Annotated in this window: 10 protein-coding genes; all 10 read left to right on the forward strand. The window is 44.3% G+C overall.

Annotated elements, in window-relative coordinates; genetic code table 11:
* The first annotated feature begins 8 nt into the window (after nt 1–8).
* The 10 genes from HY960_10070 (at nt 9) to HY960_10115 (ending at nt 14,716) form a co-directional block, all read left to right on the forward strand.
* Nucleotides 9–2,333 (forward strand): beta-galactosidase, encoded by a 2,325-nt coding sequence (locus tag HY960_10070; GenBank protein MBI5216085.1) that lies wholly within the window; start codon nt 9–11, stop codon nt 2,331–2,333.
* Nucleotides 2,334–2,454: 121 nt separating this feature from the next.
* Nucleotides 2,455–3,804 (forward strand): Gfo/Idh/MocA family oxidoreductase, encoded by a 1,350-nt coding sequence (locus HY960_10075; GenBank protein ID MBI5216086.1) that lies wholly within the window; start codon nt 2,455–2,457, stop codon nt 3,802–3,804.
* Nucleotides 3,805–3,921: 117 nt separating this feature from the next.
* The gene (locus tag HY960_10080) at nt 3,922–4,230 is read left to right on the forward strand and encodes a nucleotidyltransferase family protein (protein ID MBI5216087.1); all 309 of its coding nucleotides are present in this window, start codon (nt 3,922–3,924) and stop codon (nt 4,228–4,230) included.
* Nucleotides 4,202–4,561, forward strand: a complete 360-nt coding sequence (locus HY960_10085) for a DUF86 domain-containing protein (protein MBI5216088.1) — start codon at nt 4,202–4,204, stop codon at nt 4,559–4,561. Before HY960_10080 ends, HY960_10085 begins: the two co-directional genes overlap by 29 nt.
* A 102-nt stretch (nt 4,562–4,663) precedes the next feature.
* Complete coding sequence (locus HY960_10090) at nt 4,664–4,906, forward strand: YgiT-type zinc finger protein (protein ID MBI5216089.1); 243 nt, start codon at nt 4,664–4,666, stop codon at nt 4,904–4,906.
* 151 nt (nt 4,907–5,057) lie between these two features.
* The gene (locus HY960_10095) at nt 5,058–7,058 is read left to right on the forward strand and encodes an NPCBM/NEW2 domain-containing protein (protein ID MBI5216090.1); all 2,001 of its coding nucleotides are present in this window, start codon (nt 5,058–5,060) and stop codon (nt 7,056–7,058) included.
* A gap of 174 nt (nt 7,059–7,232) precedes the next feature.
* Nucleotides 7,233–7,787, forward strand: a complete 555-nt coding sequence (locus HY960_10100) for an ORF6N domain-containing protein (protein ID MBI5216091.1) — start codon at nt 7,233–7,235, stop codon at nt 7,785–7,787.
* Nucleotides 7,784–10,729 (forward strand): glycoside hydrolase family 92 protein, encoded by a 2,946-nt coding sequence (locus HY960_10105; GenBank protein MBI5216092.1) that lies wholly within the window; start codon nt 7,784–7,786, stop codon nt 10,727–10,729. The genes HY960_10100 and HY960_10105 overlap by 4 nt, the downstream gene beginning before the upstream one ends.
* Nucleotides 10,719–11,543, forward strand: coding sequence for a nuclear transport factor 2 family protein (locus tag HY960_10110; protein ID MBI5216093.1), 825 nt, complete (start codon nt 10,719–10,721; stop codon nt 11,541–11,543). Before HY960_10105 ends, HY960_10110 begins: the two co-directional genes overlap by 11 nt.
* Nucleotides 11,540–14,716, forward strand: a complete 3,177-nt coding sequence (locus HY960_10115) for a cellulase family glycosylhydrolase (GenBank protein ID MBI5216094.1) — start codon at nt 11,540–11,542, stop codon at nt 14,714–14,716. The genes HY960_10110 and HY960_10115 overlap by 4 nt, the downstream gene beginning before the upstream one ends.
* Nucleotides 14,717–14,740: the final 24 nt, after the last annotated feature.

Here is a 14,740-nt window from a genome sequence, read left to right on the forward strand (position 1 = left end):
ATAGTCTTATGAAAGTGAAATCGTTTATTCTTCTTGCATTTATTTTTTGGTGTTCCTCGTTTGGGTTAGCTCAATCAGCGAAACATTCATTTGCGCTGGGCGATAATGATTTTCTTCTCGATGGAAAACCGTTTCAAATGATTGCAGGCGAGATGCACTATGCGCGTATTCCGAAAGAGTATTGGCGGCATCGTTTGAAGATGGCGCGGGCAATGGGATTGAACACGATAACGACATATGTTTTCTGGAATTACCACGAACCGAAACCGGGAGAATTTGATTTCACAACAGAGAACAGAAATATCACGGAGTTTATTCGCATCGCACAGGAAGAAGGTTTGTGGGTAGTTGTACGTCCGGGTCCGTACGCTTGCGCTGAGTGGGAGTTCGGCGGTTACCCCGCGTGGCTTCTCAAAGATAAAGATGTACTTGTTAGAAGTAAGGATGCGCGGTTTCTTCAGGCAAGCGAACGCTACCTGAAACGATTCGGTGAAGAAATCGGCTCGCTTCAAATTACCAAAGGGGGACCAGTATTGATGGTTCAGGTGGAGAACGAATACGGCTCGTACGGAGATGACAAAGAGTTTATGGGGAAGATGCGAGATTACATCCGCAGCGCAGGTTTCGATGTTCCGTTATTCACAGCCGACGGACCAAGTCAGTGCAAGAATGGATATGTGAACGAAGTTCTTCCCGGAATCAACGGAGATTACAATCCGCAGTCGGTAAAAGATACCGTGAGAAAATATAATGGCGGCAAAGGTCCCTTCTTCGTGCCGGAGTTTTATCCGGGCTGGCTCGACCATTGGGGAGAAGAAAAATCCATCGTTCCCGTTGAATCGTTCATCGGAAAATTTGATACGTTGTTGCTCAATGGTATCTCGGTTTCGCTCTACATGTTTCATGGAGGAACAAATTTTGGATTCATGAACGGGGCGAACTACGGTGGGAAGTTCCAGCCTCAGCCGACGTCGTACGATTACGACGCTCCGCTCGATGAAGCGGGAAGACCGACGCCAAAGTATTTCAAACTCAGAGAAATCATAGCAAAGCATCTTCCGGAAGGGACGAAATTGCCGGATGTTCCTCCGCCAAATTCGATTATCGAAATTCCAAGAACTGAACTAAGTAAATCTGCAAGTCTGTTTGAATCGCTTCCGAATGCAATTTCATCAAAAAAGATTTTGACAATGGAGGATGTCGGACAGTCGTACGGTTATATTTTATATCGAACACAAATCAAACAACATGGCGAGGGAAAGTTAGTCATCAAGGATTTGCGCGACTATGCGGCGGTCTTTCTTGACAGAACAAAAATTGCATCGCTCGATAGAAGACACAAGCAAAGTAAAATTGATATCAACATCGAAGGATATTCAGCCACGCTTGATATTCTTATCGAGAACGGAGGACGCATCAACTACGGTAACAAACTGACAGACAACCGAAATGGAATTACCGAACAGGTGACATTCAATGGAAATGAATTAACGGATTGGGAAATCTTCTCGTTGCCGTTCGATGATGTGTCGAATGTCAGGTTTGAGTTTCAACAAGCGTCAAGCGCGCCGGTGTTGTACCGAAGCACAATTGTACTTCCGAAAGTGGGCGATACATTTCTCGATATGCGGGGCTGGAACAAAGGTTGTGTCTGGGTGAACGAACATAATCTTGGTCGCTTCTGGTACATTGGTCCGCAGCAAACGCTGTATGTGCCGGGCGTTTGGTTGAAAGAAGGCGACAATGAAATCACCGTGTTGGATTTGGAACAATCCGATTTTCATTCCATTCAAGGTTTGAAAGAGCCGGTTCTTAATGAATTGAAACAGGATGAACTTGCGCCATCGTTTTCCGTGAGAGTTCCGGGAATGTTAAAACTTGATGAAACCAATATAGTGAGTTATGGAGAATTCGTTCCCGGCGATTCACTTCAAACGAAAAACTTCAAACCGACACATGCGAGATATATTTGTTTGCAATCGCTCTCGTCTTTACGGAATGACCCGTTCGCATCCATTGCCGAGTTGTTTGTGCTGGATGAAAAAGGGAAACCACTTCCGCGTGAGGGATGGAAAATCTTTGCCGTTGAAAGTGAAGAACTGAAGGCGGAAGATGGGAGAGCGGAGAACGCGTTTGATGATGACATTGAAACTATCTGGCACACCCAATGGGGAAGCGCGAAGCCGCCACATCCTCATGCTATCGCGATTGATTTGGGAAATGAGTATGTAATTTCCGGTTTTCAATATCAATCCAGGAGTGGAAACGCTCCGGGGAAAATTAAAGAGTTTAAATTTTATGCACGCAAGCAATCGTTTGAAATTATTAAATGAGTTAAAAAATTCCCTTGTCATTCCGACGTATGTCGGAATCTACCATCTCAAGTTGAAATGGATGCCGAAATAAATTCGGCATGACAAAACATCTTTTACTAACAATTAAAAGGAATACACAATGAACGAAATTAAACGCCGTGAATTTTTAAAAATTGGAACTGCCGGATTAAGCGGCGTTCTTGCAACCCGGATGTTGCACAACGATGCACGAGCTTCACTTTCACAAGAGAGCATGATGGGCTACAACGCTCCGCCGCTTGATGTTGTTCGCATCGGTTATATTGGTGTTGGTGGAATGGGGAGCGCACATGTCGAGAATCTTCTGAAGATTAAAGGAGCGGAAGTTCGGGCAGTCTGCGATATTGTGGAAAGCAAGGTGCAACGTGTACAAGAAATGGTGGAAAAAGCAGGATTCAAAAAGCCCGATGGATATTCTCGCGGCGACACCGACTACAAACGGATGTGCGAACGGGATGACCTCGATTTGGTTTTTATTGCATCACCGTGGGAGTGGCATGTGCCGATGTGTCTCGAAGCGATGAAGACCGGCAAGCACGCCGCAGTGGAAGTTCCCGCCGCCCTGACGATTGAACAGTGCTGGCAATTAGTTGAAACATCTGAAAAGACACGCAAGCATTGTATCATGATGGAGAACTGTAATTACGATAAAGTTGAGATGATGATTTTGAACATGGTGAAAAAAGGAATGTTTGGTGAACTGCTTCATGCAGAGTGCGGGTATCTCCATGACTTACGCGACGTGAAGCATGACATGGAAGGTGAAGGACTCTGGCGGAGGAAACATTCGATGCAACGGAACGGAGATTTGTATCCGACGCACGGACTTGGTCCCGTCGCTCAATGTCTGGATATCAACCGGGGAAATTATTTCAATTATCTCGTTTCTGTCGGAACGAAAACCCGCGGACTGCATCTCTATGCAGTGGAAAAATTCGGCGCTGATAGTCCGCAGGCGAAAGAGGAATTTGTTCTGAGCGATGTCGTTACAACGCTCATCAAAACAATGAACGGTGAAACGATTATTCTGAAGCATGACACGAGTTCTCCCCGTCCATACAGCCGGGATATTTTAGTTCAGGGGACGAAAGGCATCGTGCGAAAATATCCTGAACCAAAAATCTACATCGAAGGAAAGAGTGAACCGCATCGCTGGGAACCGATTGAGGAATACATGAAACAATACATGCACCCGATTTGGGTTGAACTGGAAGAACAAAGCAAAGGTGCTGGACATGGTGGCATGGATTTCATCGAAGATTATCGTCTCATCAATTCATTGTTGAAAGGAGTTGAGCCCGATATGGATGTCTATGATGCGGCAGTAATTTCTGCTGTAACGGAACTGAGTGGTAAATCAATTTCTCTGAACGGCGAGCCGGTAAAGTTTCCTGATTTTACAGATGGGAAATGGAAGACGCCACGCAAGTTGCAAGTGATGGAGATGTGATTTTTTGTTTACAGTTGATGGTTTCCAGTTTACAGTTGATGGTTTCCAGTTTACAGTTTTCTGTTTCCAGTTTGTTGTTTTTTGTTTTGCTTTGATTTTTCCTACCTTGAAACAATTATGTTAAACAAAGAACAAATAAAATCACGGACGATTCCTATTCTGAGAAAAAATGGCGTGAAAAAAGCCGCTTTGTTCGGTTCAGTTGTTCGGGGCGAGAATACAGACCAAAGTGATGTTGATTTTCTAGTTGAATTTCAAGAAGGTAAATCGTTATTTGATCTCGTGGGTCTTCAACTTGATTTGAATGAACTTCTCGGGATGGATGTTGATGTTGTTACCTATAACGGTGTTCACATAAGGTTGCGGGATGCAATCCTTGACGAACAAGAAATCTTTTATCAAGAAGCACCCGGAAATTTATCTTGAATATATTCTGGAGAGCATTGCTCTTATTGAAGAATATACTCGAGGGATTGCTGAAACTGACTTTTTTCAATCAATCCGCATACAAGATATGGTTATCAGAAGATTGGAAATTATCGAGGAAGCAGTGAAACGTTTACCAACGAATGTGAAGTCAATGAGTCCCGAAACTCCATGGAAGAAGATAGCAGGGATGCGGGATGTATTAATCCATGAATACTTCGGTGTGGATTTAAAATTGACGTGGCAGGTAGTTAAAAAGGAATTACAACCACTAAAGGATACAGTTGAAAAGATCAGAAATGATATTGTTGGTTTGCAATTGCAATTCTAAAAGATTGATATCGTGTTCAGTTGTATCTCCGAGAGTTGCAGTAATAACCGTCTATGAACCAGACGAAAATGAATGGATTAATTTTAGCATAAGGAAATAATTATGAACAAGTGTGTCATTTGTGGAGGAACAATTGAAGGTAAAAAAGTTACGTTCGTGTTTGAAGAAAAAGACAAGCAACTCTTCGTGGAGAATGTTTCTGCAGAAGTTTGTACACGATGCGGTGAACGAACATATTCTCCTGAAGTAACAGATGAAATTATGGCGATTGCAAAACATAAATTTCAACCGGTAAAAATTGTTTCCGTCCCCGTTTTTGATTATGAGCGGGGAGTGGCAGTATAGTTTATTTTGTTGCGTGGTATAAGTAGAACTTGTTCGATTTCTGTCAATGTTTTACTTCAATAATCTTCAATCCTAAATCTCCAATCATGAATCCTGGAACTTAAGACCACAAACCGGAAACCTCAAACCTGTAACCTCCATCGGAACATCTATGAAAAACCTATTTCTCTCTCTCATCATTTCTCTGTTCTGTCTAATTTCTCCTTTGTTTTCCCAAACCATCTGGCTTGATGAACTTGACCTTTCCGCGATGGAAATCGGTTGGGGAAGTCCGCACGCAAAGAAGTCGGTTGATGAAAACCCGCTCTCGGTCGGTGGACAGAAATTTGAGCGAGGAGTTGGAACACACGCGGTCAGTACGTTCCTGCTGAAGTTGGATGGAAAAGGAAAACGGTTCACCGCGTTTGTAGGAGTTGATGATGAAACAGAAAACGAAATTGCAAGCATTGAGTTCATTATCCTTGGTGATAAAAAGATTCTCTGGCAAAGCGGAATTATGAAAGCGACAGATTCGGCAAGAAAGATTGATATTGATATTTCATCTATCAACAAACTTGGGTTGCTTGTCACGGGGAGTGATGATGGAATTGATTACGACCATGCCGATTGGTGTGATGCGAAACTTGAAATGACTGAGCCGGTTTCTTCCTCTCGACTTGTCTCAAAGCGAAGTGTCGAGCCGTACATTCTCACACCAAAACCATCCGACATGCCGAAGATAAATAGCGCAAAAGTGTTTGGCGTGCGTCCGGGGAATCCGTTCCTCTATACTATTGCGGCAACCGGCATGCGACCGATGACATTCGATGCAAAGGGCTTGCCGGAAGGATTATCTCTTGATGCATCAACAGGACAAATTACAGGAAAAATTGAAAAGCGCGGCGATTACGACGTAACTCTCGTTGCAAAGAATGAACTTGGACAAGCAGAACGTGAATTGAAAATTTCTGTCGGTGAGAAAATTTGCCTCACGCCTCCAATGGGTTGGAATAGTTGGAACTGCTGGGCGTGCGCAGTGGATGATGGAAAGGTACGCGCTTCAGCCGATGCGATGGTTTCTTCCGGTTTGGTGAATCATGGTTGGACATATATTAACATTGATGATTGCTGGGAGATCAAACCGGAAACAGATGATGAATTGCTGAAGGGCGAGATACGAGATGCAGAAGGAATGGTCAACACGAACAAAAAATTTCCTGACATGAAAGCGCTTAGCGATTACGTTCATAGCAAAGGATTGAAACTGGGAATCTACTCGGGACCCGGACCACTCACGTGCGCTGGTTTTACTGCAAGTTATCAGTACGAATTGCATGATGCACAGCGATACGGAGAATGGGGAATTGATTATTTGAAATACGATTGGTGTTCGTACGGTCGGATTGCGAAAGACAGAAGTTTGCCGGAGTTGAAGAAACCGTATCAGGTGATGCGTTCCGCGCTCGATAAAGTTCCACGCGACATCGTGTATAGTTTGTGTCAATATGGAATGGGGAATGTGTGGGAATGGGGAGAGGAAGTCGGAGGAAATCTCTGGCGAACAACGGGCGATATCACTGACACATGGTCAAGCATGTCGAAGATTGGGTTCGGTGAGTCGGGACATGAACGATATGCAAAGCCCGGACATTGGAACGACCCGGATATGCTGGTGGTTGGTCTGGTCGGTTGGGGACCGCAACTTCATCCATCGCGTCTTACTCCCGATGAACAATACACGCATATCAGTTTGTGGAGTTTGCTCGCATCGCCGCTTCTCATCGGCTGCGATTTGAGCCGCATGGATGATTTCACGCTGAACCTTCTTACGAATGATGAAGTCATCGAAATCAATCAAGACCCGCTGGGCAAACAGGCAGAACGGATCTTCAATCAAGACGGGAAACAAATTTGGGTGAAAGAGTTGGAAGACGGTTCGAAAGCGGTTGGATTGTTTTATGTTGGCGATGATGAAAAGAAATCTCCGGCGGATTATTTTGAATGGGAAAAGAAATCGAAAACTATAATATCATTGCCTGCTTCAAGTCTTGGCTTCAATGGAAGATTTACCGTGCGTGATGTGTGGCGACAGGAAGATTTAGGAATGTACGAAGAGCAGTTTGATGTGGAAGTTCCGTGGCATGGGGTGGCTCTGGTGAGGATTAATAAATAATTGTCAATGGCCTACGGCTCAGTGAGTGAATGGTCAACGGTCAATTGTTAATTAAGTTCTTCTGTGAGAACCTCGTGTGTCAATGACCGTAGATGTTGTAACACTTCTTTTTTGAGATGTTTTTTGTTGAAATAGAACGTATATTCAATTCGGAATTTCAAATATTTTACATCTATGGCAACCACAAATATTATACTCAAAGAAATAATTGAAAATAAAATTCTGCTGATACGCGGACAGAAAGTGATGTTGGATTTTCATCTTGCTCAGTTGTACGAAGTAGAAACGAAGGCGTTGAAGCGTGCAGTCAAGAGAAATAAAAATCGTTTTCCAGTAGATTTTGTCTTTCAACTTTCTCAAGAAGAATGGAATAACTTGAGGTACCAATTTGGCACCTCAAGTTGGGGTGGTACGAGATATTTACCTTATGCCTTTACAGAGCAGGGTGTAGCAATGCTTTCAAGTGTTTTACAAAGCGATAGGGCAGTGCATGTAAATGTCGAAATCATGAGAACGTTTGTTCGTTTGAGGGAGATTCTCACGGCGAATAAAGATTTAGCTCACAAACTTGAAGAACTTGAGAAAAAATATGATGCTCAATTCAAAATAGTCTTCGATGCAATTCGTCAACTGATGATACCGCCGGAAAAGCCAAAACGTCCGATAGGATTTCGGGTTGATGAACCATACGTTCCATATCGTACAACAAGAAAAAGCAACAAACGATGAAACAATTTATTTATCTTCTTTCAGGATTTCTTTTCCTTCTCTCATTTTCATTCTCTCAGCCTGCAAACTTCACTAAACATGTCAATCCATTCATCGGAACGGACGGACACGGACATACATTTCCGGGTGCAACTGTTCCGTTCGGGATGGTGCAACTCAGTCCCGATACTCGTGTTGAAGGATGGGATGCGTGCGGCGGGTATCATTATTCCGATTCGCTCATTCTCGGATTCAGCCACACGCATCTGAGCGGAACAGGTGTTGCGGATTACGGCGACATTCTCTTCACACCGAGCGTTGGTGAATTGAAGGACGGTGCGTTCAGTAAGAAGTCGGTCTTCAATCATAAAACAGAACGGGCAAGTCCCGGATACTACGCGGTGAAATTGAAATCGTTCAACATCCTTGCCGAGTTGACCGCGACACAACGAGTTGGTGTGCATCGCTACACGTTTCCAAAAACCGACAGCGCGAATATCGTTATTGATTTGACACATGGACTTGGTCCCGATAAAGTACTCGATTCGAAGATTGAGTTTTCTGATTTGACGGAAGTTTCCGGTTACCGCCGCTCGGAAGGTTGGGCGAAAGACCAACGGATTTATTTCGTAGCAAAATTCTCGAAGCCGTTCAAAGCATTCGGGATTGTCGAGAACGATTCCATCACGCCCTATTTCCCGGAATGGAAAGGGACAAATCTGAAATTTTTTATGCGATTCAAGACGGAACGAACGGAATCGTTGGTGGTAAAGGTCGGGTTGTCTTCGGTGAGCATCGAAGGGGCGAGGAAAAATCTTGAAAAAGAAATGCCGGGATGGGATTTTGATAAGGTGAAAAGAGAAGCAGAGCAGGCATGGGAAAAAGAATTGAGCAAGATTGAAGTCGAAGGTGGAACAAAGGAGCAACTCACAACATTTTACACAGCGTTATACCACGCCATGATTGCGCCGAATATTTTTTCCGATGTTGACGGACAGTACCGCGGCATGGATGGGAAAATTCATAAAGCGAGCGGCTTCGACATGTACACGGTCTTTTCGCTGTGGGATACGTTTCGGGGCGAACATCCGCTCCTCACCATTATTGACCAAAAGCGGACGCTCGATTTTGTCAAGTCATTGTTGGCAAAGTTTGATGAGAGCGGAACGCTTCCGGTGTGGGAACTTGCTTCGAATGAAACGTGGTGCATGATTGGATATCATTCCGTTCCGGTGATTGTTGATGCGTATGTGAAAGGCATCAACAATTTCGATTCAGAGAAAGCGATGAAGGCGATGCTCGCAAGTGCGAATGCGAATCGTTACGGTCTCGAACATTACCGGACACACGGATATATTCCCGGAGAAAAGGAGAGCGAGTCGGTTTCCAAGGTGCTCGAATATGTCTATGACGATTGGTGCATCGCTCAGTTTGCAAAATCGCTTGGCAAGAATGATGTGTTTGAGCAATTCACTGAGCGTTCTCAGTTCTATAAAAATATGTTTGATGTATCAACGGGGTTCATGCGGGCACGAGTGAACGGAATGTGGGCAACACCGTTTGACCCGACTTCGGTGACGTTTCATTTTACGGAAGCGAATTCGTGGCAATATAATTTCTTCGCGCCGCACGATGTTGATGGAATGATGAAACTCATGGGCGGAGCGAATGGATTTGTCTCGATGCTTGATTCGATGTTCAACAGTTCATCGAAGATGACGGGAAGAGAGCAGTCGGATATTTCGGGCATGTTCGGACAATACGCGCAGGGAAACGAACCGAGTCACCACGTTGCGTACTTGTACAACTATGCAGGCAAATCATGGAAGACTCAGGAAACAGTCCGAATGATTATGGATTCGCTCTTCACGGAAAAGCCGGATGGAATTTGCGGCAACGATGATTGCGGACAGATGTCTGCATGGTACGTGATGAGCGCGTTGGGATTTTATCAGGTTTGCCCCGGCGAACCGACGTATGCAATCGGCAGTCCGTTATTCAAGAAAGTAACAATTCATTTGGAAAACGGGAAGTCGTTTGTTATTCAAGCCGACGAGAATTCATCAAAGAACAAATACATTCAATCTGCGGTGCTGAACGGAAACCCGCTTTCGTCTTCATTCTTCCTGCATGATGAGTTAATAAATGGCGGAACTCTGCAATTGAAAATGAGTCCTCGCCCGAACGAAGCATGGGGAAGCGAAGTCAGACAGAGTTCAGCATCAACAAAAGAAATTGTTGTTGTTCCGTATATCGAAGCAACGGAAAAAACATTTTCCGATTCAACAGTACTTCGGTTGGTGACATCAACAAGCGATGCGAAAATATTTTATACGTTGGATGGAACAATGCCAACAACATCTTCACATCTGTATCAGTCTCCGCTTTGGTTGAACAAGACAACTACTGTAAAAGCAATCGCTGTGAAAGAAGGAATGATTGACAGCCGATTCATGAGCGCAGTGTTCACACAATTCAAGTCGGTTGGAATGCTTTCGCTTCACACAAAATTTGATGCTCAATATACAGCCGGAGGTAACGATGCCCTCATTGACGGCATCCGAGGCGGAACGGATTTCAGAAATGGTGAGTGGCAAGGGTATCACGAAGTTGACCTTGATGCCGTACTTGACCTTGGTGCATCGAAGGAGATACAGCAGGTAACGCTTGGTTGTTTGCAGGACAACAACTCATGGATTTTCTTCCCTACCCTTGTAACATTTTCTTTTTCTGATGATGGAAAGAATTTCGCGAATGAACAGACAATTCAAAATGACATCTCGCCGGAAGATGAAGGGGCATTGCTGAAAGAATTTACAGCGGACCTGAAAAATCAACAAGCGAGATACGTTCGTGTTCAAGCGAAGAATGTGGGGCGTTGTCCCGATTGGCACAAGGGCAAAGGTGAGAAGGCGTGGTTGTTTGTAGATGAAATTCAATGCAAAATTCAAAATGAAAAATGAACAAATGCTATCTGTTGTAAAGAGTTTTATTTCGCATATCAATTCCGTGTTCGTTGATGGAATTGTATCGTTAATGTCTGATGACCATACATTCATTGATTCACACGGTAACAGGTATGACGGTAAAGAGAAAATGAAAACCGGTTGGCTCGGTTACTTTGCGTTGTTTCCTGATTACAAAATTGAAGTTGAACAAATGTTTGAAAATGGAAACACAGTTTCAATATTCGGTTATGCAAGTGGAACATTTAGAGGAATGAGTGACAATCCTGATGCGCATTGGCGATTGCCTGCATCATGGAAAGCGATTGTCGAGGATGGGAAGATTAAACTCTGGCAAGTATATGCTGATGTAAAAATTCCGTTTGATATCATGCAAAAATATTCTGAAGGCAAAGAAGATGAGAATGCAATCCAAGGATTGGGCGGAGTCTTCTTTAAATCAAAAGACCCGAAGGCGCTAACAACATGGTACGACGAACATCTCGGAACACACTTCGGAGAAAATACATGGAACACATTCAAGTGGCGTGAACGGGAACATCCATCGAAGATTGGAAGAACAGAGTTCAGCGTCTTCAAAGAAACAACAACGTACTTTCAGCCGAGCGAGAAACAGTTCATGTTTAACTTCCGTGTGAAGAATCTCGATGCGATGCTTGCGAAGTTGAAAGCGGAAGGCGTCCACGTCGAAGAGAAAACTGAGGTGTACGATTACGGCAAGTTCGGTTGGATTGTTGACCTCGAAGGAAATAAGATTGAATTGTGGGAACCGGTGGATGAAGTGTTGGAGGAGTTTAATAAAAAGCAATGAAGTATAACCGCCGCGAATTCATCAAATCAACAAGCACGCTTGCCCTTGCAACTGTTGCCTACTCGTTTCCGCTGTTCACAGACGAAAAACAAGAATCGAAAAAGAAGTTACGCGTTGCTGTTTTCTTCGACGAAGGGTTTCCTGTCGAAGATGGAATGTCAATCACAAAAGAATTTTTGCGCGATGCACTCAAGGATTCTCATGTCGAATTTCTCAATCTCAATGAGTTGAAAGAGCGGTTGAATGTTCAATCGTTCGATGTGCTTGTGTTGCCGTATGGTTCTGCATTTCCTAAACAGGCGTGGGGTGCAATCATCAAGTATTTGAAAGCAGGCGGCAATTGGGTGAACCTTGGAGGCATTCCGTTCGATCTTCCTGTCGTGAAAGAGGGAGATGGATGGAGGAAAGAAGTTCGTCAAACGGCATATCATAAAAAGATTGGAATTACTCAAGCATTTCCTGTAGCAACAGGTGGACTCCACCTCGCGGGTGGAGTCCACCTAACAACGGTTGAAGAAGTGTATGAACTCTATGTTCGCTTCACAGAGACGAAAGATTTTCCAAACGAAGATGGACCCGCGGGTGCTCGTGATGCAAACCTGAAAGCGCTTGCGTACGGATATTCTGAGGACAAGAAAAAAGTTGCCGCGCCAATCGTCGAGATTGACAGAATGATGGGCGACTATGCTGGTGGACGTTGGGTTCTTGTAAACTTCAAGGGTATAATCGAAAAGGTTGTGATTCAGGTTCTTGTTGAGCGGGCGGCATGCGGAGCCATGGATTTGACTGCACGATGTTCTTTTGCGTGTTATCATGAAGGGGAAATTCCATCGTTCACAATTCAATTAAGAAATCCAAAGGGGGTAATGGAGCGATGGAGTAATGGAGTTTCGGAGTCGTGGAGTGATGGAGGATGTTCTGTTGAGATTTTGAATGAGAGAGGAAAATTAATTGAGAAACAAGCAGTTCAACTTCAGGGAAATGGGGAATTATTGACTGGCTATCTTACATCGAAACGAACTTCATTCGCGCCGGGATTTTATCAAGTGCAAGTGAAACAGAAGATTCGCTTTCCACATTTGGAATGGGCAGAATTTCTTTCATACACAACGGGCTTTTGGGTGTATGATAAAAAACTGATGGAACGTGGAAAGCCGTTCACGACAAATGAATCGTATCTGCTTCGTGATGGAAAACCATATCCTGTCACCGGAACCTCATACATGGGTTCGGATGTGCATCGGAAGTTTTTGTTTGAGCCGAATGTATTTGTGTGGGAGAATGATTTTGCTGAGATGAAAGAAGCAAACATCAACATGGTACGGACAGGAATCTGGACAGCGTGGAAAAATTATATGCTCGATGTCGGCGCTCCGACGGAAGGTGTGTTGCGTGCTGTTGATGCGTTTCTGCTGACGGCGAAGAAGCATGACATTCCCGTCATCTTCACGTTCTTCGCGTTCCTGCCCGAAATGTGGGGAGGAGAAAATCCGTATCTTGACCCGCGCTCGGTGAATGCACAGAAAGAATTTATTGCCGCATTCACTCATCGGTATCGAACTGTCAATGACATCATTTGGGATTTTATCAACGAGCCGTCGTTTTCGAATCCCAATCAACTCTGGCTCACGCGACCGAACGGCGACCGCTTTGAAGTAGAGGCATGGAACAAGTGGCTGAAGGAAAAATATCAAACAACGAGTGATGAAGAGTTGACAACGAAGTTGCAGGAGGTGTATCGTTGCACGGCGGACGAAGCAATCACGCTTCCATCGTTGGATGATTTTGCCGACATGAACATTTTCAATGAACGGCGTCCGATGAAAGTTGTTGACTATCGTTTGTTCGCACAAGAAATGTTCAACAATTGGGTGAAGGAGATGACAAAGGCGATTCGTTCAAACGGAAATCCGAATCAACTCATTACAGTCGGACAGGATGAAGGCGGAACCTTCGAGCGACCAAGTCCGCAATTCTATGCAGGCGTGGTTGATTTCACTTGCCTGCACAACTGGTGGTACAATGATGACCTGTTGTGGGACAGCATCATGACGAAAGCGCCCGGTAAGCCAAATCTCGTAGAAGAAACAGGCGTTATGTTTTATGAAAAGCCCGGCGGCAGTGCATGGCGAACAGAGCAGGAAGTTGCAAACCTGCTTGAACGAAAACTTGCCTTCTCCCTTGGCGCGAACGGTGCGGGTTTTATTGAATGGGTTTGGAATACGAATCCGTACATGAAGTCGGATAACGAAGCGGCGATTGGCGCGCATCGTGTTGACGGAACTGCGAAGCCGGAACTTGAGCCAATACTCAAGTACTCGAAATTTTTTGCTGAGAATGGTCACTTAATGAACGGCAGGATTGATGAGGATGTCGTCATGATGATTCCTCATTCACAAATGTTTTCGACGAGAAACTTCGCGACAGAAGCAACACAGAAATGTGTACGAGCGATGTGTTATCATTGTCGGGTGCCGATGCGTGCAGTTTCTGAGTATAATATTGATTTATTGAAACAACCGCCGAAGTTGTTTGTTGTGCCATCGCCAAGAATTCTGAATCAACAAGCGTGGGCATCGTTATTGAAATTTGCAGAAGCTGGTTCGACAGTTCTTATTACCGGAGTGTTCGATTCGGATGAGCATTGTCTGCCGGTTGAACGAACAAAACAACTCGGATTGAGTGCAACAGTTCAACCAATCATGCAGGAAGAATTTTTGAACATTGACGGGAATGAAATTCAGTTGAGTTTCCGGGGGAATAAGATTCAACGACTTGAAAAAGCAGTTCTTCGAAGTAGCAAAGATGGACTCCACCTCGCGGGTGGAGTCCATCTGATTCCACGAGGGAAAGGAAACATTATTTGGTCTCCGCTCCCTGTGGAATTATCAGAGCAGATTCAGGCAACGGTTGTATTGTATTCGCTCGCGCTGAAGCAAGCAAACGTTGAGCGGACTTTTTCGTTAGAAGAAGAAGCGCTGGGCGTTTTAATCCTACCGACGATATTCAAGGATTCAGTGATGTACACATTTGTTTCTGAAACTGACCGGGATACCAAAATCAATTTCAAACACATTGAAGCGAAAACATCAATACACGTTATTGTTCCTGCGCAACGAACTTCGGTTCTCTTCATGAGCAGGGAAGACGGAAGAATTATTTCAACACTTTAACTAAAAGAGTATTTAAACCGCAGA

The sequence above is a fragment of the Ignavibacteriota bacterium genome, from assembly GCA_016212665.1.
GTDB lineage: Bacteria > Bacteroidota > Ignavibacteria > UBA10030 > SZUA-254 > FW602-bin19.

What these genes read in the sequence shown, in the direction of transcription:
- HY960_10070 (MBI5216085.1), top strand. Translation starts at nt 9, where the DNA reads ATGAAAGTGAAATCGTTTATTCTTCTTGCATTTATTTTTTGGTGTTCC.
- HY960_10075 (MBI5216086.1), top strand. Translation starts at nt 2,455, where the DNA reads ATGAACGAAATTAAACGCCGTGAATTTTTAAAAATTGGAACTGCCGGA.
- HY960_10080 (MBI5216087.1), top strand. Translation starts at nt 3,922, where the DNA reads ATGTTAAACAAAGAACAAATAAAATCACGGACGATTCCTATTCTGAGA.
- HY960_10090 (MBI5216089.1), top strand. Translation starts at nt 4,664, where the DNA reads ATGAACAAGTGTGTCATTTGTGGAGGAACAATTGAAGGTAAAAAAGTT.
- HY960_10095 (MBI5216090.1), top strand. Translation starts at nt 5,058, where the DNA reads ATGAAAAACCTATTTCTCTCTCTCATCATTTCTCTGTTCTGTCTAATT.
- HY960_10100 (MBI5216091.1), top strand. Translation starts at nt 7,233, where the DNA reads ATGGCAACCACAAATATTATACTCAAAGAAATAATTGAAAATAAAATT.
- HY960_10105 (MBI5216092.1), top strand. Translation starts at nt 7,784, where the DNA reads ATGAAACAATTTATTTATCTTCTTTCAGGATTTCTTTTCCTTCTCTCA.
- HY960_10110 (MBI5216093.1), top strand. Translation starts at nt 10,719, where the DNA reads ATGAAAAATGAACAAATGCTATCTGTTGTAAAGAGTTTTATTTCGCAT.
- HY960_10115 (MBI5216094.1), top strand. Translation starts at nt 11,540, where the DNA reads ATGAAGTATAACCGCCGCGAATTCATCAAATCAACAAGCACGCTTGCC.